We start from the raw sequence: 24,005 nt of genomic DNA on the forward strand, positions 1-24,005 counted from the left end.
AACACCATGCGCTTGGTGATATGTATTTTTTAGCGCGAGCCTGCATAGGCGGGTGATGTAGCCATCACTCTCTTTTGTATATACATTATGCAAGAGATTTTCGGAATTTTTACCTACTCGAAATGGTAGGTTTTTTGCAAGGCCATGGAATGAAGTACCCCACATACGCGCTCAAAACCCCTTCACTGAACACATAGCCCTCCAGATCCTCTAGCGCTACTGCTCAAATTAGCAGCAACTCAACCACCGCTGCTACGGCCGAACGAAAGTTCATAACACTCTGTAGTCCAGGACACTAGCCCAAAGGATAGTTTCTCCAACAGTGAGCTTTCGTTGTAATCGACCTAGAACTCCAAGAGTTCAATAGAACACACCACATCGTCGTGTGCGTTTTAGGGCTTGGTACGCAAGGGAGGCATCAATGTCAAAGCAAATGTTTATCACTGCGGCACCGGTCGGTGCCGTTCCCCGGCACGTCTCTGCGTTGGAACCTAAATACATTCCTAATAGCCTTTCACTGACGCGCACCGGCGGCTCCGGCACGGACGATTCGACTTGCTCAGATCTCTTATGCCGTGCTGGTTGGGAGTCAGTAGAAGGTGGTGGTCTCCTCCTGGAACTGGGTGTTTATCCAACCATCGTCCCGTCGTCTTTGCTGCGCGAAATTCCCACGACTGCGGATCAACAGGAGATCGTGCTCGCGATAACAGCAAGTGGATGGCAAGTGGACCAGGACGGGAATCTCGTGCAGACCGACCCGCGCCAGAGGCCCTTCCTCCACCCGCGGATCGTCAACAAAATCCGCCTTGCATGTCCTCAAGTCCTGGAGGGGTTGTCCCATCATGGCTGGCGAACTGTCGGCCCCGGTCTGTGGAATCCGATGCGCGCCGCATCTCCCGAAGTACCGATCACGCCTCAGGCCATAGCAGAGGCAAGCATCCAGGCTGCGGTACAGGGAGCATCAGTGATTCACCTGCACACCCGGGATACAGGTGACACCATCGAACTGTCGATACAGGAAAGCGGGGAGACCGTAACCCTGACAGCGCAGCGCAATCACATCGACGTTGACCAATTTGACCGCATCGTGTGCGAATTGCACCGGCAAATCCCAGCAGCGATCATCAATCTCTCGACGAGCGTGCGTGGAGGCGCCAATTTCGAGAGCCCTTTGCGACGAGCCCATCTTCGCGGATATGGCTTGCAAGCGCGCGCGCCTGACGTTGGATCCTTCAGTCCGGGTCCCGTTATCTTCCAGGCAGGCGGCGGCTATGAGAATCCGCCAGCCTTTCTCGATCATCAGTTTACCCACTACAAGCTATACGGAGTTCGGCCAGAGATCGAAGTCTTCAATCACAACATCCTCGACCAGGCCCTGGGGCCGTACTGGCAGGCCCTTCAAGACACGGGTAAGCCAGTTCTCTTCATGCTGGTGGCGGGTGTTGACCAGCATCGTCGTACCGCAGATGGTGGCTTGGAAGACGACTCCCTCATTCCAACAGACAAGCGCAAGGAGATCCTTCGCCTTCTGCTAGATGGCAACGGCACCTCATTGCAACAGGCTGTAGAGCACACGGTGGCATGCCTGAGACCTATCGTCAGACGCATCCGCGAGCACGCCCCCGATGCGGTGATCTCGTCCCTCCTGCCAGGGCCAATGCTGCAGATCCTGCCGGACGTGGCAGCGGAATTGGAGCTCGATGGCGTACGCGTAGGTCTCGAGGATGCGCTGAACGTTCCCGACAACCGCGTACCGGGAGGCATTCGAAAGAGCTCCACGGCAGACCAGGTTCGGTATATGCGGCAAGCACTCCAAGCACGTGGGATTCGTGTCCTGACTGCGGAGGAAACCCGGGATCGACTACAGATGCCGACCCCGGAATGCCTGATGTTCAGGGCCGCTGCCAGCGCTCTTCGGCCATTGCTCTCGGAGCGAGTGACTTGTGGGCATCGAGGGATCGCCGGTGACATGCTTGCCGCTCTGCGAGACCTACAGCCAGCCTACGCACGACAGGAAACGCGCTTTGTCGAGCACCTACAGCAGTCGGACCTGAATAGGGCCATTCAGCCTGACGGTACCCACGATGCGCAGCAGATCGACGACCTCACCATGCATGCGATCTCGGAATGTGGCCTGTATGTACGCAACTTCATCGAGGAGCGAGATCGCTACTCCAGACCATTGAAGAACTTCGGGCCTCGTATCTATGCCCTACAAGCGCTCAATTTCGCACGGGAGCTCCTCGCCGAACGAGGACATGAACCTACTACCTGGGACAACGCATTGCGAACCCTTGCCACCGCAGATGGCCTGGATGCCGAGACCTACGTCATCTCTGCAACTCAGTTCAAAGGGCCAGACCTTCGTTTCCTCGAATACCTAGCTTCGATTCCTTGCCGTTTCAATCGTTCGCGCACATTAGCGTTCAACACTGCCCTTCGATTCGACAAGCACTATAGCGATACGATGGCCATCCTGTTCGCGGGAATTTACGAGCTCAGCAGCAGACTGCGTGAGCGTTCCAACGCCGAAGCCAAGCAGCCGGGTACGCGTGCATTCCACGTGGATGGCAAGGCCTGTGCAGAACTCGACCACGAGAACGCGCTTCACCGCCTGAAAGCATATCCATGGGCCGTAATTCCAAGTACGCCGACCACCAACTACCCGGAAGGTGTCGTGCTGGGAACTGGCCTTATTTCGACCTTTGCGCGCTTTCTCTCCGGCATTGCGCCGCAGTTCACAGGGTTGGTCGGTTTCGTCCACTCCGGCTTGGATGAGCATGGGGAGCCGGTCACAGAACCGTACATGTTGAACAACCGCTTCTCGCTGAACACGAGCCGACACCAACACGTCATTAGTCATTCTGCACGGCTACTCTATGAACAGATCATGCTCCCACGCGTGGTGGCCTGGCCGGATCAGCTCAAGCGCCGTACAGACGGGCTGGTGGAGCGAGATGGCGCAGGCGTACCGCTGGACCTCAATGGGCGTCCCGCAGCAAGACTCTCATTCCAGGGCATCGAAGACATACCGCGCCTTCACCTACTGGCACACAGCTCGGGAGCTGCCACGCTGCAACAGATGGACAATGCGCTGCGCCATGATATGGAGGTGTTGGGATACTCGGCTCTGGAGCAGGATGAGATCTTCAATCGCGCGGTGGCAATTTCGTTCGGATCGGCTAGCGACGTGAACACGACCTTGCCGGGTACTCCTATCGTCGACATCACGGCCTACAACGACATTCGCAGCCTCGCTGGTACGACAACGACGGACTATCTGCCTTCCACTGACCAGGAGTTCGAGGCAACCATCTTGCTGCTGCAGCAGGGGCTTCCCGCGTCCCACAGCTACGAGAAGGCCTGCTGGGCGTTCCGCAAAAGCGGCGACGCACGACGACTACTGCGGATGAAGGGTGTCGTGCTGCAGGAGGATCCAGCGCGCGTGCACGACGGCCATTCCATCCGACGCTATCTCGAAGGTGCATCTTCGTCCCTCAGGGAACTTCTGACGATGTTCCATGACGCGCCAACCGGCCTGCGTGCTGACATGCTCATGCGTGAATTCCACGGCCGGCAGCAATCTGCCTAATCCAACGCACATGCAGGGAGAACGCATGACAAGAAGAGTGGCAGTGATTGGCGCAGGATGCTCAGGTGTGCTGGTATGCAATGAACTGAGCAAGCACGGCAAAGGCGCCGGCATATCCGAGGTTGTGCTGTATGAAGGCAGTGGCCAGTTCGGGCCGGGCCTCCCTTATGGGGAGGACAGCACCGATGATACGTTCATCCTCAACATGGCGGCGTCGCTTCTGGGAATTAGTGCTGACAACCCCGGTGGGTTCCTTCAGTGGCTCAGAGCACAATCCGATTCGGCGCTTGCACACGCGAATGACTATGTGGCCAGACGCAAGATGGGCGAGTACCTCAGCGCTCAACTCAAGCTGGCAGCACAAAGCATGGAAGCGCAGGGCATGAGCCTGCGCATGCTTGCGCGAGAGGTGGTCGATCTGGAGCGGGCGCCCGGCGGGTATCTGCTGCAGACGTCCGAAGGCTCCGAGTTCTTCGACTACGTGGTCCTGGCCATCGGGCATCTGCGCAAGCGCACTCCCTTCCCGCCGTCTGACCGCTACTTCGCGAACCCATACCATGACCTCAGCCGTATTCGAACGCGCATCGGACCGGGTTCCAGGGTCGGTGTCATGGGAACCAAACTAACCGCCGTTGATATGGCCATTCTGCTCGATGGCCTCAATGTCGGTGAAATTCACATCTATTCGAACTCGGGCCGTCTGCCACTGGTGCGAGGAGTGATTCCTGAAGATCTACCCGCCATTGAGCACGGTGAACCCCAGGCGAGCAGTATTGCTGGTTTCATGCGCTGGTTCAGGAAACTCCATACGTATGAAAACGAATACGACGGCTTCCTCAGCCGCATCGACCCGGCCTCTCGCCTTCGTCGCGAGATCCAGGCTGCAGGGCGCATTCGCGACTGGCAACTCTGGCTTGATGCCACCAAGACCCGGATCGATCAGTGCTGGCAGGAACTGGACAGCACACAAAAGCGCCGCTTCTACCGGAAGTACCAAGGCATCTGGATGAGCTACCGGCACCCCATGCCGGTTGAAAACGCGCGCAAGATAGAAGCGCTTCTTCGAAGCGACCGCCTGGAAATCCATTGTGGCTATAAGGCGACCCGTCTTGGCCAAGACGGCACCATCCTCGTTGATGTGAAAGGTCGCACACTCACGCTGGACTATGTGATCGACGCTACAGGTTTTTCGGGAAACCTGGCACGTCTCGATTCGTCACTCATCGAGCGGCTACTGGACCAAGCCCTTATCAAGCAATGTCCGTATGGCGGTATCTCGGTCGATCCGGCGACCCTCCTGGTGGAAGGTGAACATGGACTCTACGCAATGGGTCCTCTCACGCAAGGCTCACTGTTCTATGTCTCCGCTATTGAACGCCTTGCCCTGCACGCAAATGCCATCGCATCGCACCTTGTCCTGTCTCCAAAAGCGGGGGTTCCCAGCACCTCCACCGAGCAGCCGGTTGCATGATCCGCCGTGACGAAACAGCCGTTCGGAATGCGCTCGCCTCGAGCGCTAGCCTGGTGCTCATTCCACGCCCTCGATTCGATCCGGCGTGTTGTTTCCGAGTGGCCGGGGGTGATTGGCCTGTTTCAGAGCCAACGACCAACATCGTCGTCGACGGGCAATAGGTATAAGTTTTTTAGTATCGAACAATACTTATTCAGAATTTTCACCTAATGACTCTTATGCACAATGAGCGAGCAGTATTCGCGTGGACGCATGACTGAAGAAGAAGGAGGAGAACATGGATCCGGTGTATGTTGTGGTCGCAGTGGGCGCCATTGTTGCGGGGTTTGTCCAGGGCCTTTCCGGTTTCGCATTCGGTATGGTGGCCATGTCGTTCTGGGCATGGGTGCTGGATCCCAGGCTTGCAGCGACGCTGGCGGTCTTTGGTGCGCTGACGGGACAGTTGGTCGCCGTCTTCTCTGTGCGCCGTGGATTTGATATCAAACGTCTCCTGCCCTTCGTGCTTGGCGGACTTGCTGGAATCCCACTCGGCGTATTGCTGCTGCCCAAGCTGGACATGAACTTGTTCAAGGCCTTCCTTGGTACCCTGCTCGTGCTGTGGTGCCCCGTGATGCTGATGTCAAAGCGCCTCCCCCATATCTCCTTTGGAGGACGGCTTGCGGATGGTGTGGTTGGAATGGCAGGCGGTGTCATGGGGGGCATCGGGGGTTTCACCGGTACCCTGCCCACATTGTGGTGCACGTTGCGCGGCTACGAACGCGACGTGCAGCGATCCATTATTCAGAACTTCAACCTTTCGATGCTCATGGTAACCATGGTCACCTACTTCGCGTCTGGCATCGTCACCCACGACATGCTGCCGATGTTCGCGATCGTGGGGCCTGCCATGCTGGTGCCGACGCTGCTGGGCACACGCGTATATATCGGGATCAGCGACGTTCGCTTTCGCCAGGTTGTGCTGAGCTTGCTGACCGCTTCCGGTATCGCCCTCCTTGCTTCTTCGCTGCCAAAACTGCTCGGGTGAACCCGACAGCGCAGCGTCATCCTCTGGGCAGATGCGCGATCAACTCCCATGGTCCTCTCTGCAGGGATTGGTTACCCTGACGAGCCTGCAAGGCTGAGATCACTGATATGCTCCGTCACCCTCTTGCCCGCCGAGGAGGGACTCTCATCGGTCGGCACTCGATATTTCAAAGGCAATCTGCTTGAGTGAGCGTGCAAGTAACTCCTGCTCCTCGTACTGTGCCCCCCCGATACGTTGAAACAGCGTAATAGGGGGAAGCGTCCAACCAAAGCGATGCCGCACCACGCCGATACCGGATATGCGTACCAACTCATCTGCGACATCGGCAGGGACGATTGACACTGCTCTCTCATTGGCAGCAACGAGTTCTCCTATCACCTTCGATGACAGGCTCTCAACAAACGGAGGAGGTGGCGCAACTCCTGCCCGAAGGAAGAAATCCGTGATCTGCTCTCGCATTGGCGTATGACGAGCGCCGAGCACCCAATCCAGTTCGGTAAGTTCCGACCACTGCAGAGGCCTTCGGCCAAGCCGCACTGCCAGGCGCTTGTGAGCGATCAATCTCGGCTCCTGCTGGTAGAGCACCTCATGACGTAAGCCGCTCATATCGAGGATCGCCGACGTTCTTCCCACGACACAATCGAGTTCATGGATACGAAGACGTTCCAGCAGATGATCGCTGGTGTCTTCGTGGAGGGATACCGTAATGCGCCGCCCCTCTGGGCGCGCTCGGCTAATCGCTTCCGCCAGTAGCCGGCCTGGTAGAAAAGGGATCACGCCGACATGCAGATGGGCTGCGCGCCCTTGCGAGCGCGCCTCGAGATCTTGGGCCCAATGATTGACATCCGAAAGCATGGTGCGCGCACGCGATAGGACTAGCTGCCCTAGAGGTGTGGGCTCCATGCCGCGGGTTGAGCGCAGAAATAGCGGGCCGCCGAAAAGACTTTCCAGTTCCGCCAAGAGTTGTGTCACCGCTGGTTGGCTGGTCGCAAGATGATGCGCAACCCGGGTCAATGAGCGATGATCCTGGATGGCGAGGAGTATCAGCAGATGCCGGAACTTCAACCTGTTGAGCATCCGCTGCACAAGCGTTGATTCCGCCACGGACTTGGTACACAACGCAACCATAGATTTGCACCATCAAGAAACTGAGAAGAACAAGACCGAATGAAGAATAATTTTCTTATGCGATATCTTCTCACGCCACTATTGCAGAAATTGCGGGAGGTCAACGTGTCGCGGAACCTCCTGGCGTTGTAAAACCCTCAATCCGTATGAAAGCAGCTATTCAGGCCTGAGCCCTCGCACCGAGCCAGTGGCACTTGATGAATCCGGTCGCCAAGTTAGCGATAAACCTCTCGGCCATCACGTTGGCGTAATGCACGGCACACCGTCCGCTTCTGGAGGCGAGCGCCCACCCGACGACTGTATTCACTGCCGCAACACCGAGGCACGGAACGCCGATCGCAAGGTGCGCACCGTTGCCCTTCTGGAACTGTCTACATGGCGCGTCAGCATGGCGACCTTAGCTGGAGGAAGAGCGGGCAACCCCAAAACATCACCCACCTCGACGAGTCCTGCGGGGGCGAGGCGCCGCGGAAGCGGCAGCACACCAATACCCGCCGCCGCAGCGGAAATCGCAGTCGCCACTCCGCCCCCCTTGAACGCATCGACCCAGTTCACATTCGAGCGCACCAATAACTGGATGGCCAGGGCACGCACACCGCAAGTTTCCACCACGGTAATCAGCGGCAGGGGTTTCCCAGCGAACTGGGTCTTCGGACTTGCGAACCATCCGTAGGGGTCTTCGAAGAGCAGATCCCCATCGCGCCGGGCACCCTGGCGGATCACCACCACGTCAAGGTCACCCTGCTCAAAGGCCTTGCGCACCCTGCTCGAGAAGTCGACCCGCACCTTCAGCAGCAGGCTAGGGTCGTGCGCGTTGACGCGGGCGATGATCTCGGGCAATTCCGGTCCTGCAACGTGATCGCTGATCGCGATGTTGAGCTCACGGCCCGGCATCCTGACCATCTCCAACGCACGCTGCTGCGCCGCCAGCAGTTCCTGCGCATGCGGCAGGAAGGCCTCACCCTCCGTGGACAGGCGAACGTGCCGGGGCGTGCGATCAAGCAGTCGCTTGCCCATCATGGCCTCCAGCCGGCGAACTTTCAGGCTCACTCCAGTTTGCGTCATGCCCAGCGCATCGGAGGCGAGCGTAAAGCTGTGCAGTTCGGCCACCAGTACGAAGGCCTCCACGGCGGCGAGATCGAGGTGTTGGCGCATGCCAGGCAACGAACGCATATCTCTGTAATAGCAGCCGCTGGCTTTATCCCGCAGGCGCGCGTCGATAGATTGACCCCATGGCAATGCGATGGATAGGTGACGCCAAATTCCCATACGCAGTGCCGTCAATCCGTACGCACTCACCCAGGGAGCCTCCATGCAACAAGCCAGCACCACGGCCAAGTTCAAGCCCTATACCCGCCAGACGATCCGGCAAGCGCCGCAGTGGGAAGCCCTGTCGGGCGAACAGCGTCTGGCCATCGACATCGTGGCCCGGGTACTTCCGTTTCGGGTCAATGCCTATGTCCTTGATCAGTTGATCGATTGGGGCAATGTCCCGGACGACCCCATGTACCGGCTGACGTTTCCCCACCGGGATATGTTGTTCGAGAACGAGTTCTCCGAATTGCATCGCATGGTCTCCAACAGTGAGCCCGAGGCCGCGATCGACCGAATAGTCCGATCGATCCGGATGCGGATGAATCCGCACCCGGCCGGGCAGATGACGCACAACATCCCCACGATGGACGGCGTCGCGCTGCACGGCCTGCAGCACAAATACCGAGAAACCGTCCTGTTCTTTCCGAGCGCGGGGCAGACGTGTCATGCGTACTGCACGTTCTGCTTCCGCTGGCCCCAGTTCGTGGGCATGGAGGAACTCAAGTTTGATGCCAAGGAATCGCAGGAGTTGATCAGCTACCTCAAGCGCCACCCCGAAGTGACCGATGTTTTGATCACTGGCGGCGATCCGCTCATCATGAATACGCGTTCGCTGGCCGAATACCTCGAACCGCTGCTGGCACCCGAGCTGTCGCACATTCAGAACATCCGCATCGGCACCAAGTCCGTGGCCTACTGGCCCCAGCGCTTTGTCAGCGATAAGGATGCGGATGATCTGCTGCGTCTTTTCGAGAAGGTCGTGGCCTCCGGCCGCAACTTGGCCGTGATGGGGCACTACAGCCATCCACGGGAACTGCAGCAGCCGATCGCGCAGCAAGCTGCCCGCCGGATCATCGGCACGGGCGCGACGCTCAGGATGCAGTCGCCGGTCATCCGCCATGTCAACGAGGATCCGGCCTGCTGGTCCGATCTCTGGACCACCGGCGTTCGGCTCGGCGCGACGCCGTACTACATGTTCGTCGAACGGGACACGGGCCCCAGCGACTACTTCAAGCTCCCCCTCGCTCGGGCCTATGAGATCTTTCAGCAGGCCTATCGCTCGGTCTCGGGGCTGGCACGCACGGTGCGTGGGCCCTCGATGAGCGCCTTTCCAGGCAAGGTACTGATCGACGGCGTGGTCGAACTGGCGGGCGAGAAGGTGTTCGCGCTGCAGTTCCTGCAGGCCCGCAACCCGCTTTGGGTCAGGCGGCCGTTCTACGCGCAATACGACAGCCAGGCGAGCTGGCTCAACGAACTGCGCCCCGCCTTCGGAAAGTCTCGGTTCTTCTTCGAGGACGAAGGCGGGAGCCTGGGCGATGGAAACAGCGCGCCCCCCATGCGGGATGTAACGCACATCCCAATCCGTCCCGAAGTGCATTGAACTCACCCCGTGCAGCTGACACCGGGTGGCAAGCGGCACTACAAGCGGAGATATAGACCATGCAACAAATGCGTATGGCCATCATCGGCATGGGCCCGCGCGGCCTCACCGTGCTCGAGCGGGTTCTGGAGCATGCACAGAGCTTGCCGGCATCAGTGCACCTGCGGATCGACATCTACGACGACGGTGCCTGCGGGGAAGGCAGCCACCGTTCGACCCAGCCCGATCACCTGCTCATCAACACCGTGGCCTCACAGGTCACCATCTTCCCTCCCACCAGCCGAGCCGGCGGCGCTGGCGGTATCTCGCTGGTCGAGTGGGCGCACAGCGCCGGATACCGCCGGCACGGTGACCGTTTCCAGTGCGAAGCACCAGATGCGGGCGAGCCGATCACCCAGGCCGACCACCTGCCGCGAAGCCTGCTCGGCGAATACCTCCATTGGGCATGCCAGCGCATAGCTGGCATGATGCCTGCGCAGATATCGCTGATCCACCACCGCCATCGGGTGACGGACCTAATCCCATGGGCCGACGCCTATCGGGTGCTCTGCGCTAACGGGCAGGACCTGGCGACCGACTATGTCTTCCTCACGACAGGGCACGGACACCGACAGCCTACCCCTGAGGACCGCTCCTTCTCCGCGTTCGTCGCGCGCTGTGAATCTCGCAACGAGTGCCTGTCCTACTTCCCCACCCCGTATCCCATCGAGGCGCTGGACCAGATCCCACCGGCCGCGACCGTGGCCATCCAGGGCCTGGGCCTGACCGCGCACGATGTCATCTCTGCGCTGACGCTGGGGCGCGGTGGCCGGTATGTGCGAACGCCCGAGCAAACGCGCTATGAACCCTCCGGCCTCGAGCCGCGCATGCTGCTGTTCTCGCGCAACAGCCTGCCCTTCGCCTCCCGGGGCATCAACCAGAAGGGTCTGACAGGCCGCCACCAGGCCCGCTTCTTCACTGCAGATGCAGTGAACCGCCTGCGGCAGACCATACTCGCCACCACGGGAGATCCGCGTCTGGACTTCCGAGCCGACATCCTGCCGCTCGTGCTGAAGGAGATGGCCTATGCGTACCGCTGCGCAGTACAGCGCAGCGAAAGTCACACTGAATGCCCTGCCGATGGGTTCGAGCCGACACCACAGGAACTGCAGGCCCTGGAATCCATTCTTTGGCCATTGCGGCGGCGTTCCTTCGCCTCATTCGCTCAGTTCCACGGCTTCGTGCATGCCTTGATCGAACAGGATCTCCTCGAAGCAGCCAAGGGCAACCAATCGAGTCCGGTAAAAGCGGCCACCGACGTGCTGCGCGACACGCGCGAGGCCCTGCGCGCTGCCGTGGAACATGGAGGACTCACGCCCGATTCGCACCGCTTCTTCATGCAGGACTTCAACGCGGCCACGAACCGCGTGGCCTTCGGCCCGCCGCGCCAGCGCAATGTCGAATACCTGGCATTGTGGCGGGCCGGTCTGATCGATATCACCGGCGGTCCCGGAGCACAGGTCGTCGCAGATGAAGGCCTGGCGCGCTTCCGGATCGAGGCCCCCTACCCCGAAGGCCCGCAATGCAGCGAAGCGGATGTCCTCGTGGTGGCCCGCCTGGACGCCTACTCGCCGCTGACGGATGCCTCACCGCTGACCGCCCAGTTGCTCAAGCGCGGCCTGATCCGACCTTTCCGCAATGGCGACTACCATCCCTGCGGCATCGACCTCACCCCCGCGATGCACCCGTGCGGCATCGACGGAGCGGCACAGGACAACATCTGGGTGCTCGGCTACCCTGCCGAGGGAGCACACTTCTACACGCATGCACTGCCACGGCCACTCATAGCATCGCGGCAGACCGAGGATGCGCAGCGCTGCGTCCTGGAAATGTTCGCGGCCATCGCACGGCGGTCAACGCATGGCAATAGTCCAGCCCAACCTGTGGCGGAAGGAACCGCGCCACGAGTTTCCCCCTCCCCATTCGTTCGAGCGTGCAGGCCCGCAGCGGGAGGATGATTCATGCCCCCGCTGCCATCCTGGCTCACTAGGGAATCCCGCGTGACGCTGCACGCAACTCAGCCAGTAACTGGCCCCTCTGCGCGGCAGGTGCATGCGGTCTTCTGGGCGCTGGTGCCAGTCATGCTGCTGGGAGCGGCGGATCAGGCAGTCGTTGCTCCAGCGCTGGGAAGCATGGCCGCGACCTTCGACGCACCTGGCGACATCGTTTGGGTCGTGACCGCCTATCTGCTGAGCGCCACGGCCAGCGCGCCGCTGGCCGGGCGGCTCAGCGACATTTACGGGCGCAGAAGCGTTGTGCTTGGCGCACTGGCACTGTTCCTGGCCGGCACTTTGCTATGCGGCTGGGCGCCGGCACTGGGATCGCTCCTCCTGGGCCGAGCCGTCCAGGGATTGGGCGGGGGAGCGCTCATCGCGCAGCCCAATGCCATCGTCGCCGACATGCTGTCGCCGCGCGAACGCGGGCGCTACCAAGCCTACATCTCCGGCACCAACGCAATGGCCGGCCTTTGCGGCCCGTTGGTTGGCTCTTTCCTATCGAACCAAGCCAACTGGCGCTGGATCTTCTGGTTGCAGATGCCGCTGGTCTTGGTCGCAGCGGCCGCTTGCTGGCGTACCCTCGGCAAGCGCCCCGCACGCACGAGGCAGGACGGGCTCGATCCGATCGGCGTGGCCCTGATGTTTGCCGCGACCGCCTGCCTGCTCCTGGCGCTGTCCTGGGCCGGCCCCCGTCTGGGCTGGACTCAGACGCTCACCCTGGTCCTGTTCGGGGCCACGGTGGCATTCGCAACCGCTTTTGGGGTGTGGCAGCGAAAGGCGCGCCACCCCTTGCTGCCCCCAACCGTGCGGTGCAACCAGGTGGTTGCAGTGACGTCGTTCGTCGGCCTGCTTGTAGCCATGGTTCACGGGGCGCTGTACATCCATGGACCGCTCTATCTGCAGCACGTCCATGGCATGAGCAGCGCTGGCGCCGGAAGCGCGCTTGCCGTGCCCCTGGGGGGCATCGTCCTCGGTGCACTTCTTTCAGGACAGTACATGCGCTTCAGTGGACGCTATAAACCTGTGGCTCTCGCAGGACTCGCGCTCTCAACTCTGTCTGCGTGCGCCCTCGCCTGGGGTGCCGGGCGGGTTCCTGTCACAGCCTCGGTTGCCTGGATGCTGCTGCTGGGATTGGGCATTGGGGCGAGCCAGCCACCCATGACGCTGGCCTCCCAGAATGCCGTTCCCGCGGGCGAGATCGGCATCGCCACTGCCTTGCAGATGTTCGCCCGAGCGGTAGGGGCGGCCGTCGGCGTAGCTGCCGCGAGTGCTCTCGTGTTGCAGAGCCTCGGGCCAGACAATGGGTGGCAGGCCGGCGCGGCAGCCCAGGCGATCGGGCCTGCGGTTATCGGACGGGCAGCGCGGACATTCAGTGTGCTGGCGGGAGGATTCGCCACGATCCTGGGCTTTGCGTGGTTGGCCCTGATCCGCCTGCCCGTATTGCCATTTCGCCAGCATCCCGCCAACGACAAATGGACGGACAGAGATGCCCCCTCTATGAATGAGACTACCGTTTCCTCAGATGACTGACTGACACGAGCTGCACCACGAGCAAGCAGCACGGCATCCGAGAGGCCGTCGTGCCGAAAGGTCTATCAGCGCTTGCGGCGCGGAGCCAGCAGTTCGGAGCGTCCTATTGCCACGCGATCCGTCTCCGGCGGCTGCGGATCAGAAAACCCCGCTTCCGCAATCGCCGCATCCAGCCCTCGGAAGGCCACGGCCCGCTTAGGATCACGCAGCGACGCCATGCCGTCGTTCCAGGCATGCACCATCTGCTTGGCCATCGGGCGCCAGCGCGGTTCACTCTTGGCCGCTGCGATGATTTCCTCGCCGACCTCGACGGCTGACTCACACAGTTGCTCAACCATGTCGGCATACCGGCGAGGTGGGATGCCAAGACGGGCATTGAAGAATTGCTCCAGGGCCTTGCCTGGCGCCCAGGTCTGGCGGCCGCCAACGGGCAAGCCCGGTGGATTGTTGGCAAAGCGCGGATAGGCCTGCGTCGTCACGATGTCATAGACCGGCGTGTAGCCCACATCGCCCAGCGAGGTGTAGTACAGCGCGATGTTCTTGGCATGGCAGTCGGCATTGCGCACCACGTAGTTGGTCAGCAGGTGCCAGCCGAACTGCTCCAGTTGCGCCCGCACCTGCGCTGTGGGCAAGTAGGCCCGGGTGGCGTTCAGAACCTTTTCCGTGGTGGTGGCATATTTCTCATGCGGAGGCAGGCCCAACAAGCTGCACGCATCTTCCAGCCCATGCGTGGGTGCTCCGGTGGGGTCCACGTCGAAGCGCTCGACCACCAGCACTCGGCCATCGTCGGACATCTGCGTCCTGGCCACTGGCACCACGTCCAGTTGTCCCAATACCCGCATGCTGAAGTGCTCATTGAAGCCCAAATATGGCGTGCTGTCGTCCGAACCCTTGATGATGTGGCGGCTGGTGCGCAGCGTGGGCTTGCCCACAGGCTCGCCTGTGCCTGATGACACCTCTTCGGTTGCAAGGAACTTGGGCACCATGCCGGAGATCGAGGCGCGGGCGTAGCGGCGCACCAGCGCAGCAAAGTGCTCGGTGGTGTTGTCGGCCTTGAGTAACTCCCCCACCTGCAAAGGTTCCAGATTCCAGCCGGGTTTGACGCCTTCGGGGGTGACGGTGACACGCCCGATGCCCATGCCGCCCACTACCGAGAGCAGGGACAGATCCGTGCCGTCCAGCAGCGGGCCGAATTCCTCACGGATGATGCTAAGCAGGTACCCCTCCGGCAGGTTTTGACGAAAAAACGGATGCAGGTCGCGCGGCCAGCGCCAAGGCTCCTCGCGCACTGGCATGGTCAGGCTGACAAAATCACCTGGCGCTACCCCAGGCAGATATTTGAGAACATACTCATCGCGCTCACGATAGAGTTGGGCAACCGAGTTGCCGCGCACTTGGACATCGAGCTTCATGCGTCATTTCCCCGGCGCTGTTCGGCAAGGATGTCTTCAAGAGTGCGCGCATGGCCGTGCTTGACAGGCTTGAGGTCATAGCCGGCCGACTCGAGCAGGCGCACCAGAGCCGACACGCTCATGTCCCCCTTGGCCAGGGTTTCCATCCGCGCCACCGTGGTACGCGCCACTCCGGCTCGCCGCGCCAGTTCCTCTTGGCTCAGGCCTGCCTCGCGGCGAGCGCTCTTGAGCATCTCGGCCACATCAGAAAGGGTTGTCATAGTAGCCCCCAGGCATCAAAAAACCAAAAATCCATTTAAATTGTAGCCCATGAGACACACAACTCATTCATGCAGCCGCACGCCCCCGAATCCGTTCAAGCCCTTGTTCGCATCCATTGCACCCCTTGCTGTCACGCGCTGGAGGTGATTTCGGCGGTGTTAAAAGCCAACAGGTTCAACACACGCACTGCAGAGGAACCTCCCGGCACCCGTCCGACCGAAGAGCGGCTCCCCTTGAGCTACTCCATGAAGTCAACAAGGACGAACAACACGGCATCGTCGCGGATATCGACATGATCCCCTCGGATCAGATCAAGGAAGCCTATGAACGCGTGCTCAAGGGCGACGTGAAAGACCGCTTCGTGATCGACAACGCCAGCTTGGCCACTGAGCTGTGGAGTTGACAGGCCTACCTTCAGCCTCTATGACAACCATCCCTTCCCAGTCAATGAATGGCGAAGGATCACGCTGGGTCCGCGTGAGGCACAACTGCCATCGACAGCCACTTCAAGACTTCGCCGCAGGAGTCGCTGCACACCCTGCACAAATCTTGGATCAACGCCGAATCCAGCGAATGGCGCGGCTCTGGTGCGTCGATTCCGGCTTCTCCATGCAGCAATCGCAGCAACAGAACACCGATACCGTGGATGTGCATGAATTCATGCCCCAAATCCAGGTCATCCTTTTGGTGGAGAGCTTGATAGCCACAGCGCGTGCAAGAGGTTGCGCATATCGCGAAGCTGACACAACCATAGGCCATTTCAGCATCCGACACCGAAAGATTGACTTGCGTTAGCCCGTCAAGGACTGACTTGGCATCCGCCATGCGCCGCTGCCAGCAGGCGTAGGGTTCAGGTAATACGAGTGCCGATTCACAGACTTCAGTCGCAGCGCGCCTCCCATGCTCAGCTGAGCTGATCAAACGCCTTGGCGGCCTTGGCGCTGGGCATGGTGCGGATGAAGCGCCTCGGGTGCACGTACAAGCCCCTTCCGGAGCGATAATTGGAATAGCCATGGTGCACCTTCCATTGCGTGATGTGCGTTGTGGTCAGAACGGCTGCAGGGGTGCCCGCCCCTGCGGCCGTTCGCTTGTCTCGGATCAAAGCCGAAGTGGAAATCCCGCTTCTCGCCCCGAGGCGCGGCGTTTCATGTGCCGTGGGCCCGCACCATCCCATACGAAAACCGTGCTGCAAGCGCACAGCACAACCTTTTCTGTATGTATGAGACCGCCCATGCTTCATGGCTACGTCCTGCGATGTAAGTCGCGCTGCAGTCCTCTCCCATCGCGATCAGATGTTCATCGCACTCCTCATGTTCAGAGCGTGCACGCTCAAAGCGTGACTGCAAGAGGCGCTTCAACTCTCTTTGAGCACTCACCTCGGGATGTACATATCCGATAGAGCCAACTGTTTGTGCTGGTTATAGCTGGTCAGCTCTCAGGTTGTGACCGACTGCGTTTGGCCATGAACCGACATTCGCTCAAGTCCGCTTCACGGGCGATCAGGCGTTTTGATTTCGGCGCCGCGGCAGGCCGGCGAGCACACCAGGCGCCGCGCAGGGGCAATTGAGGCGGACAGTGACGTCTGCTGCGCGATCGTCGGGGATGCGCTCGTAGCCCATCCATCGCATTCTTCCAATCACCGGCTGACATTCGCACTGCCCGGGTTTGATGGGCGTGGCGCAATGACTTGGTTTACGGAACGCGCGGCGCCCAATGCTCTGTTGGGCTGCCTGTTCGGCTCCGGCCGGGACGGCGCAATGGGCACGCCCTGGTGGTCGACCGGTCGCGCAACGCCCAGGGCCCGGTTGGGTTTGCGTCCGACCGGCAGTGTGAGGGGAGTCTCCTCGACGGTCTCGCGCTCGATGTCCACTCGCTTGAGGGAGGGCTTGATCTTGCCCAGGCGAATGTAACGGGGCCAGGTAGTGCGGCACGCTGCCGCTGCGGCTTCGACCGAATGCGCGGCATCGATGGCGCGCTCGCACGCCACCCAGTGCGCGGAATCGCGTAGCGTGAATTTGCCGCCGCAGGTATCGGAAAGCGGATTGCCCCTTGCGGGCACCTGGAGTCGAAGGTTCTGCGCGCACTCGACCTTGAAGTGCTCTATCTCCTTGGCGATAAACAACTTTGACGCCGTTCCCTGGCAGACCTCCTTTCCGGCGTGGGAGATTGAGTAGGTGATCGAGCCGGCGAACGTGCGCGCATACGCAGCAGCGGCTTGGTCCAGTCCCGTTGCAACTTGGTGAACGTGTTTCGTGAACATCTCGCGCTGTGGGTTGCAGGCATCGTTAACGCGATTCTGAAAGTAGCAAGTGCGGTAGTGCTGGCGGCACGTATCGTTGATGGTTTGCGTCACCGCCTCGAAACGGTGAGGATCGGTCATCAGGAATTTGGCGGCTGGGTGATAGCACCGCGCGTAGGTTGTCGCGTAGAAGAATGCAGGCGAATCGCAGTCATCATCCAATCCAGAGGCGCGTTCGCGAATGCGCTGAGTTGAGTCCCATAGAGTTGACGGGATGTCGAGCGGCCGCTCGATAAGTTGAACGGCCAGTTGGGCAACGTCACCACCTGCACTCGCAAGACCTTTAATAATCTTTCCGGCGGTGCCGCACAAGGCCTCGCGCATCGCGTCGGGCATGGGCAGTGCGCACGCCACTTCGATGTGCATGACCAGGTAGAACTCGGTCACGACCTCGGTGGCGCCCTCCATGTCGGCGTGCTTCACCGCCTTGACCACCCGAGCAAAGAGGTCGACGCGATGCTGGATGATGGCGTCGGCGATGGGGCCGATCAGCGGCTGGAAGGCCGGCGTGAGGATTGCATTCAAAACGATCTTCGCCGCGACCTTGTAGACCTCGGCTCCACCGTAATAGCTGACCTTGATCCAGTCGTCTTCCCGAATGCCGTCCGCCACTTGAATAATGTTGCCAATGGAGACCGTCGGGTTCTGGCCGAGGTCAGTTCGGTTGTCCGCCTTGAGCCTGTCGATCACCTCGAGTGCTCGACGGTACGGCGCATTCGAGGGCGCACGCTTGGCACATTTGCCGAAGTCCGGACGCTGCGCCAGGCAGGTCGCAATGGCCTGCGCGTCCGACGGCAGCCCCTGAAGCGCGGCCTCGCCAGCGCAGACCTGGAACGGGCGGCGGGCGCCGACGATGCATTGCTCAATCGAGCGAGTCTGTTCGGGTAGTCGCCTCAGGACGTCTTCGGTGCCGCATTCGGTCAACCGCTTCCCCTCGGCCAGGCACTGAGTGATCCCGCGCGTCTCCACCGGGAGCCGATCGAGCATGCTCTGCACGGCGCATGCGTCGATCGTTCTGCCCCTGAGCATGCAATCCACCAGCGGCTGAGCCTCGGTCGGCAAACGCTTGACAACTTCCGCGCGCGCACACGAACCCAAGTCGACTCTTCTTCCGTTCACGCTTCTGCCCGCGCATCGCACGATGGCTTTGACGATGATCTTCTCGGTTTCGTTGATCGAAACACCGACGCTGCTTCCAGCGATCGCAAATGCGTCCACGGCGGTGTCGACTTCATCGGCGTGCGCAGCGCGCGCTCCACACAGGCAGGTCGCCAATGCAATGCCCATGAGCGAGAAGGCGCTTCTGGCGTGCCCATCAAGATGTCGCATGGCAACACCCCCGAGTGATTTGAGTGGCTGACGAGGCCAGCGCTTAGCGCGCGGCGGGCCGCGCGGCAACGATCGCACCCGCGTCACCCATCAGGCCATACATCTCGACGGACATCGCTTGTGAGAGGGATCTGAGATAGGCTTTGAGCGCGGGATTGTTCTTTGCGGCCTCATCAACCTTCTTGTTGAATTCCTCTCCAAGAGGCCCGCTGGCGCGAGGGGTGATGCCCTTGAGGATGGCTGCAAGATTAGGGGCAAGCAGCAGCGGGACCTCCTTAACAGTCTTCGCGTAGTTGTTCCTGGCGTCATACACGAAGACATGGAGCTTGGCTTTCGGCACTGCCCCGCCGAGGACGCACCCGAGCTGCTCCGGCTCCCACTCGAACGCGATCAGGAACACGCCATTGCTGGTGGTCGTCACGCTCTTGGGCACGCCCCGATTGGGGCCATAGATGCGTAGCACGCATTCGGAGACGTCCGCCGACACGTGCTCGAGATTGACGATGGCATTTGCTATGGGTCGACCATTGGCATCAACCACAACGCCCGCGAGCAGGCCGCCGTTCAACAGCCTGTCTTCGGCATTGAAGACTTGTGCATGGGTCGATCCGCTGTCGAGGCCGATCGTGAGCACCAACAATAGAGTCAGTGCATTGAGCGTTCGATTCACCCAGAGGTGGCCACAGCCACCCGAAAGCGCAGAAACGCGAATCATGGCGTCCTCCCGTGGGGTCCGACAACGCGATGGGGGCGCAGCCAAGTACACCAAAATGCCGCCTGCGGCGGTCGTCTCACACCACCACCATCTTTTTGAGAACTGGAAATGCTACCCCCCTTAATCGGGAATGTCATCCCTAGTTATCCCTAGTTGTTCATTAAGTGGCTCATCAACGCCGCAGAAGGGTTGGTGCGCGTCGAGATCGAACATGCCAGGGTGAGGCCCTGACGCGCTATCTGAGCGATCTCAACGCGGATGAGGTCAGCCGGTGGCAGTTCGTCCAGATGCGTGCGGCCGCGGGCGGCGGCAGAAGCACCACTGTGGACAGAGGAGCAACGTGGCCGAGTTCGGCGAAGGCGCAAGGAGCGTGAACGCCACTTCTAGCGTCCGACACGCCGGCCGTGAGGGCGGGGTTTGGTGTCTGCTTCGCGGATGTGCAGTGAGGCTTGCGAGAGGCAGCTTCGGGTCGATTGCCGCCGAGGGTCTGATCAAGCAAGGCAGTCAACTCGGAGCGGATTGAAAGTCCAGGAAAACCGGCACCTGCAGCATACTGGTCCTCATGAGGAAAGGTGTCGCTTGGCTACGGAAAGCTTGGCCCACGGGATGCGCTCGCTGATGCCCGGCTTTTCTCAGAGTATGCGACAGAAAGGGTATGGAGGCCCCCCAGATCAAGTCATCATAGAGACGATCCGAGCCACCAGATCCCGGCATGCAAATTCTCGATCTGCGAACCAGTCGTGCAACCGATGTCCAGCGCCCGCCAGGCGCAGGACCTGCAGACTCCTGGCGTGGGTGGCACCGTATGTGTAGCCATCCTGTACCTCTGCGGGAATAACCTTGTCCTGCGATCCATAGACGACCAGCACCTTCCCCTCGTATCGACTTAGGGCCTCGAAGGCCGGTGAATCACCGAAAGTTTGCGTTGCGCGGATCACGGCGCGGAACGCTTCTCCGAAACGAGCACTCTCTGCACGCATCTCATAGGCTGCAGGACACAGCAGCACGAGCGCATCGGGACGAACGGCGTCAAGGATGCGGCAGGCCGTGTGCCCGGCCATGCTGGTCGCGACGATTAAGCGCGGGTGCGCCGGCCGCAGGCTATCGACGACCCGGCACACCTCCTCCTGACGCTGGCGCAGCGTCGCGTCCTCCAGGCGCCCACTGCTACGCCCATGCCCCGAGAAATCGAAGGCAGCGCTGGCCACGCCCTCGCTCGCCAGCTCAGCCCGCAGGTATCGCGTGTTCTCGGAACTGGTGCTGAGGCCGCCCCCATGCAGGAACAGCACGTATGCCGGATGCCAGGATCCGCACGGATCCCAGGTTGCCGTGGCATGCAGTTCCACGCCTTCGAAAGCGACGCGGAAATCGACTTCATTCATCGGGGGCCCCATGGGCTTCATTCGGGCCGGATGCCGCGCGCGCGGATCAGGCCACCCCAGCGGGAGCGCTCCCCTTCCAGGAATCGCGTGAAGTCCCGCGCCGGGCCTGGATGCAGTTCAGCCCCCATCTCGGCGAACTTGGCGATCACCTGCGGTTCGCTAAAGATCCGGTTGGTCTCGGAGTTCAGACGCTCAACGATAGCTGGCGACGTGCCGGACGGCACATACAGGCCGAAGAAGTTGTAGACCTCCATGCCGGGCATCCCCAGTTCCAGAAAAGTCGGCACTTGCGGCAACTGTGCAAGCCGCTTGCTGCCGGTGTAGGCGATCGCGCGGACCTTACCCGCCTGCACCTGCGGCAGCGCGGTGACGGTGTTGTCAAACATCAGCGGAACCTGGCCGCCGATGACGTCGGGCATGGCCGGCGCCGTGCCGCGGTAAGGAACGTGAAGCACATCCACCTTCTGGCTCGACCTGAGCGCCTCCAGCGCCATGTGGCTGATGCTTCCCGAGCCGAAGGATGCAATGGCGATGGAACCTGGACGCTCGCGCGACCACGCCAACACATCCGGTACCTTCGCTTCTCGGAATCGCTCCTGAGCATTCGTTGCGATCAGCAGCAGCCCGTTGCGCTCGATCATCGACACGGGCGTCAGGTCCTTGCGCGGGTCGAAACGCAGCTTGGGGTACAGGGAGTCCGCCAGCGCGACGATGCCACCGCCGACCAACAGCGTGTTGCCATCCGGCTTGGCAAGCGCAACGTACTCCGTGCCGACCAGGCCGAACGCACCGGACTTGTTCTCGACGATAACCGGCACTTTCAGCGTCTTGGACAGCTCCTGGGCCAGCGTGCGCCCGATCACGTCGGTCAGCCCACCCGGCGCGAAAGGAACAACAACCCGGATGGTGTCGCGGGGCCAGGCCTGTTCGGCCTGGCTGGCAGCCACAGGCGTCAGCGCGCCAAGGGCCGTGAGGAACGGAAACAGGAATTTCAGAAGACGTGACATCGGAAGTCTCCAAGAATCAGAAAATGACGGACCTGCTCGATGTGGGCCAAGGCGAAGCCCCCCCGGCCCCACCGATCAGCGGGTTTGCAAGAGTTCGGCAGCGGAGGCGAAGCGCCGGCCCCAATGCAGCGGCGCCATTCCCGGCACGGGGCTGTCGAAGCACAGAACACGTTCGCCCAGCAGAGATCCGAGGTACACGGTCCTGCGCTCCGGCCCCGCAAAGCACAGGCTGGACACGTTCCCGAGCACGCTTGCGCCACAGGTCCAGATGCTGTCGCGCTGCAGGCGCCGCGCCTGCAGGTCGTCCACGTACCGCCGCACATGCGCTTCGTCCGTGTCGGCCAGTACCAGCTGGCATTCGCCATCGGGCCGCACCACGTAGACCTTGTTGCTGACGATGCAAGTCACCCAGGCGCCGCCGAAGGCATCGAAGCACACGCCATCGGGCTGATCGCCGGGTGCAAAGCTGCACACCGTCTCGCGATCGGTGAGCACCGGCCCGGGCCGCAGCCGAAACCGCGTCAGGCGCCGCGCGTGGGTCTCGTTGACGTACACGAACTGGCCATCTGGCGAGAACGCCAACTCGTTCGTGTAACCCAGCCCGTCGGCCACGATGCGAGTACCCCGGGCATCGTGCACCGCTATGTAGCCGTCCGCGACATCCGGGTACCAGCCCTGCATGCGAGGTATCCGGCGGGTGCTGACCGTGAACCACACGGTACCGGAGGCATCCTCCAGCACGAAGTTGGTCGGCGGCAACGGCCGCCCCTCCAGTTCAGTGACGACGGGCACGGCAGGCCCATGGGCACCCAACTCGTAGACGCCACCGTCCGTGTCCCCGAGATGCGCGACCAGCACCCGGCCATTACCACGCAACGCAATGCCGTTGGCATGCAGCGCGCGCCCCTCCAGGGTGGCGCCTCGGATCAACCGGGTCTGGCCATCCGGCGTGATGGCGGTAAAGCCTCCGCGCCGGTCCGACATCAGGAACATGCCCTCCTGGTTCGCCAGAATGCATTCCGGGCTCTTGAGGCCGGCGAACGCCGGCCGCAGATCTGCCGCCTGGATTCGGAAGTCATGCGGCAGCGGGTAAGGATGCGTGTGATACGCCTGCATCTCATTGCTCCTTACGGCTCAAGCTTGAGCTGCTGCTCTTTGACGATCTTTCGACGTACCGCGAGTTCGCGCTGAATAAGTTCCGCGAACGCGGCCGAGGTGCCGCCCTCCGGCTGTATGCCCGCCTTCTCGAAGCGCTGTCGCACGGCGGTGTCCTCCAGCGCGCGCGCCGCAGCGGCATGGAGCTTGTCGAGGATCGGCCGCGGCAGCTTCGGTGGCGCCACCAGCCCCATCCATGCCGTGTTGTCCATCGCCGGAATGCCGGCCTCGGTGAACGTGGGCACCTGCGGCAGGCTGGGGCTGCGACGAGGGCTCATGACGGCGATGGCACGTAAGGCGCCCGACTGGATGTGCGGCAGCATGGACGGCAGGTTGTCGAACATCATGTCGACCTGGCCAGCGAGCAGGTCCGAGATCGCGGGTCCGGCCCCCTTGTAAGGGACATGGACCAGATCGGTGTGCGTGAGCGCCTTGAACAACTCCCCGTCCAGGTGGCCCACGCCCCCTGCACCCGCCGATGCGAAGGTGCAGGGAACCGAGCAGCGCTTGAGCTGTGCCACCAACGCGTCCAGGCTGTTCACCGGAAGCCGGGCAGCATTGACCGCCAGCACCACTGGCACCGTGGCCAGAGTGATGACCGGCGTAAACCCGGTGACCGGGTCATAGGGATTCTTGGGGTTGATCGCCGGGTTGGTCGCCATGGTGGAGACGGTAGCCAGGCCCAACACGGAGGCGTCCGGTGAGGCCTTGGAGACGAAGTTCGCGCCGACCGCACCACCCGCACCGGGCCGGTTCTCGACGATGACCGGCTGACCCAGTTCCCGGGCGAGCACGTCTGAAACGGCGCGGGCCACGATGTCGGTGGCGCCGCCCGCAGCGAACGGGACGACCAGGCGGACCGGCCGATCGCTTGCCACCTGGGCGGTCGTTGAAAATGATGCGAGCAGGCTAAGGCTGGCTGCGGCTGCGCGCAGCAATCTGGAGAACTGCATAGGGATTCCTGAAAGA

17 protein-coding genes are annotated in these 24,005 nt (G+C 61.4%); 6 read left to right on the forward strand and 11 right to left on the reverse strand.

The window, feature by feature from the left end:
- The first annotated feature begins 421 nt into the window (after nucleotides 1–421).
- The 3 genes from AC07OD_RS14365 (at nucleotide 422) to AC07OD_RS14375 (ending at nucleotide 6,087) form a co-directional block, all read left to right on the forward strand.
- Nucleotides 422–3,592 (forward strand): 3-keto-5-aminohexanoate cleavage protein, encoded by a 3,171-nt coding sequence (locus tag AC07OD_RS14365; protein ID WP_494597294.1) that lies wholly within the window; start codon nucleotides 422–424, stop codon nucleotides 3,590–3,592.
- Nucleotides 3,593–3,617: 25 nt separating this feature from the next.
- Nucleotides 3,618–5,063 (forward strand): FAD/NAD(P)-binding protein, encoded by a 1,446-nt coding sequence (locus AC07OD_RS14370; RefSeq protein WP_494597295.1) that lies wholly within the window; start codon nucleotides 3,618–3,620, stop codon nucleotides 5,061–5,063.
- 277 nt (nucleotides 5,064–5,340) lie between these two features.
- Nucleotides 5,341–6,087 carry a sulfite exporter TauE/SafE family protein gene (locus tag AC07OD_RS14375; protein WP_494597296.1) on the forward strand — a complete coding sequence of 249 codons (747 nt, stop codon included), beginning with the start codon at nucleotides 5,341–5,343 and terminating at the stop codon, nucleotides 6,085–6,087.
- Between the two features lie 144 nt (nucleotides 6,088–6,231).
- Here the strand turns inward: AC07OD_RS14375 and AC07OD_RS14380 are convergent, their stop codons facing one another.
- Nucleotides 6,232–7,164 carry a LysR substrate-binding domain-containing protein gene (locus AC07OD_RS14380; protein ID WP_494597371.1) on the reverse strand — a complete coding sequence of 311 codons (933 nt, stop codon included), beginning with the start codon at nucleotides 7,162–7,164 and terminating at the stop codon, nucleotides 6,232–6,234.
- Between the two features lie 354 nt (nucleotides 7,165–7,518).
- The gene (locus AC07OD_RS14385; RefSeq protein ID WP_494597297.1) at nucleotides 7,519–8,370 is read right to left on the reverse strand and encodes a LysR family transcriptional regulator; all 852 of its coding nucleotides are present in this window, start codon (nucleotides 8,368–8,370) and stop codon (nucleotides 7,519–7,521) included.
- Between the two features lie 157 nt (nucleotides 8,371–8,527).
- Between AC07OD_RS14385 and AC07OD_RS14390 the strand changes: the two genes are divergently transcribed.
- The 3 genes from AC07OD_RS14390 to AC07OD_RS14400 are packed head-to-tail and all read left to right on the forward strand — an operon-like array spanning nucleotide 8,528 to nucleotide 13,476.
- Nucleotides 8,528–9,910, forward strand: coding sequence for a KamA family radical SAM protein (locus AC07OD_RS14390; RefSeq protein WP_494597298.1), 1,383 nt, complete (start codon nucleotides 8,528–8,530; stop codon nucleotides 9,908–9,910).
- A gap of 59 nt (nucleotides 9,911–9,969) precedes the next feature.
- A complete protein-coding gene (locus tag AC07OD_RS14395) occupies nucleotides 9,970–11,907 on the forward strand; it encodes an FAD/NAD(P)-binding protein (protein WP_494597299.1) in 1,938 nt (645 codons plus the stop codon).
- 42 nt (nucleotides 11,908–11,949) lie between these two features.
- A complete protein-coding gene (locus tag AC07OD_RS14400; RefSeq protein ID WP_494597300.1) occupies nucleotides 11,950–13,476 on the forward strand; it encodes an MFS transporter in 1,527 nt (508 codons plus the stop codon).
- A gap of 65 nt (nucleotides 13,477–13,541) precedes the next feature.
- On the opposite strand, the gene AC07OD_RS14405 is transcribed toward AC07OD_RS14400, so the two are convergent.
- From AC07OD_RS14405 to AC07OD_RS14445, 9 genes are all read right to left on the reverse strand, one after another.
- Complete coding sequence (locus tag AC07OD_RS14405; RefSeq protein ID WP_494597301.1) at nucleotides 13,542–14,888, reverse strand: type II toxin-antitoxin system HipA family toxin; 1,347 nt, start codon at nucleotides 14,886–14,888, stop codon at nucleotides 13,542–13,544.
- Nucleotides 14,885–15,148, reverse strand: coding sequence for a helix-turn-helix domain-containing protein (locus AC07OD_RS14410; RefSeq protein WP_494597302.1), 264 nt, complete (start codon nucleotides 15,146–15,148; stop codon nucleotides 14,885–14,887). The genes AC07OD_RS14405 and AC07OD_RS14410 overlap by 4 nt, the downstream gene beginning before the upstream one ends.
- A gap of 463 nt (nucleotides 15,149–15,611) precedes the next feature.
- Nucleotides 15,612–15,974 (reverse strand): hypothetical protein, encoded by a 363-nt coding sequence (locus AC07OD_RS14415; protein WP_494597303.1) that lies wholly within the window; start codon nucleotides 15,972–15,974, stop codon nucleotides 15,612–15,614.
- An 811-nt stretch (nucleotides 15,975–16,785) separates the two neighbouring features.
- Nucleotides 16,786–18,735 carry a hypothetical protein gene (locus AC07OD_RS14420; RefSeq protein WP_494597304.1) on the reverse strand — a complete coding sequence of 650 codons (1,950 nt, stop codon included), beginning with the start codon at nucleotides 18,733–18,735 and terminating at the stop codon, nucleotides 16,786–16,788.
- Nucleotides 18,736–18,820: 85 nt separating this feature from the next.
- Nucleotides 18,821–19,492 (reverse strand): carboxypeptidase-like regulatory domain-containing protein, encoded by a 672-nt coding sequence (locus AC07OD_RS14425; RefSeq protein ID WP_494597305.1) that lies wholly within the window; start codon nucleotides 19,490–19,492, stop codon nucleotides 18,821–18,823.
- 671 nt (nucleotides 19,493–20,163) lie between these two features.
- The gene (locus tag AC07OD_RS14430) at nucleotides 20,164–20,874 is read right to left on the reverse strand and encodes an alpha/beta hydrolase (RefSeq protein ID WP_494597306.1); all 711 of its coding nucleotides are present in this window, start codon (nucleotides 20,872–20,874) and stop codon (nucleotides 20,164–20,166) included.
- Between the two features lie 17 nt (nucleotides 20,875–20,891).
- The gene (locus tag AC07OD_RS14435; RefSeq protein WP_494597307.1) at nucleotides 20,892–21,881 is read right to left on the reverse strand and encodes a Bug family tripartite tricarboxylate transporter substrate binding protein; all 990 of its coding nucleotides are present in this window, start codon (nucleotides 21,879–21,881) and stop codon (nucleotides 20,892–20,894) included.
- A gap of 75 nt (nucleotides 21,882–21,956) precedes the next feature.
- Nucleotides 21,957–22,997 carry an SMP-30/gluconolactonase/LRE family protein gene (locus AC07OD_RS14440; RefSeq protein WP_494597308.1) on the reverse strand — a complete coding sequence of 347 codons (1,041 nt, stop codon included), beginning with the start codon at nucleotides 22,995–22,997 and terminating at the stop codon, nucleotides 21,957–21,959.
- An 11-nt stretch (nucleotides 22,998–23,008) separates the two neighbouring features.
- Nucleotides 23,009–23,989: a Bug family tripartite tricarboxylate transporter substrate binding protein gene (locus AC07OD_RS14445; protein ID WP_494597309.1), complete on the reverse strand. Its 981-nt coding sequence runs from the start codon at nucleotides 23,987–23,989 to the stop codon at nucleotides 23,009–23,011.
- Nucleotides 23,990–24,005: the final 16 nt, after the last annotated feature.

This window comes from Acidovorax sp. GW821-FHT10E03, from assembly GCF_059415205.1.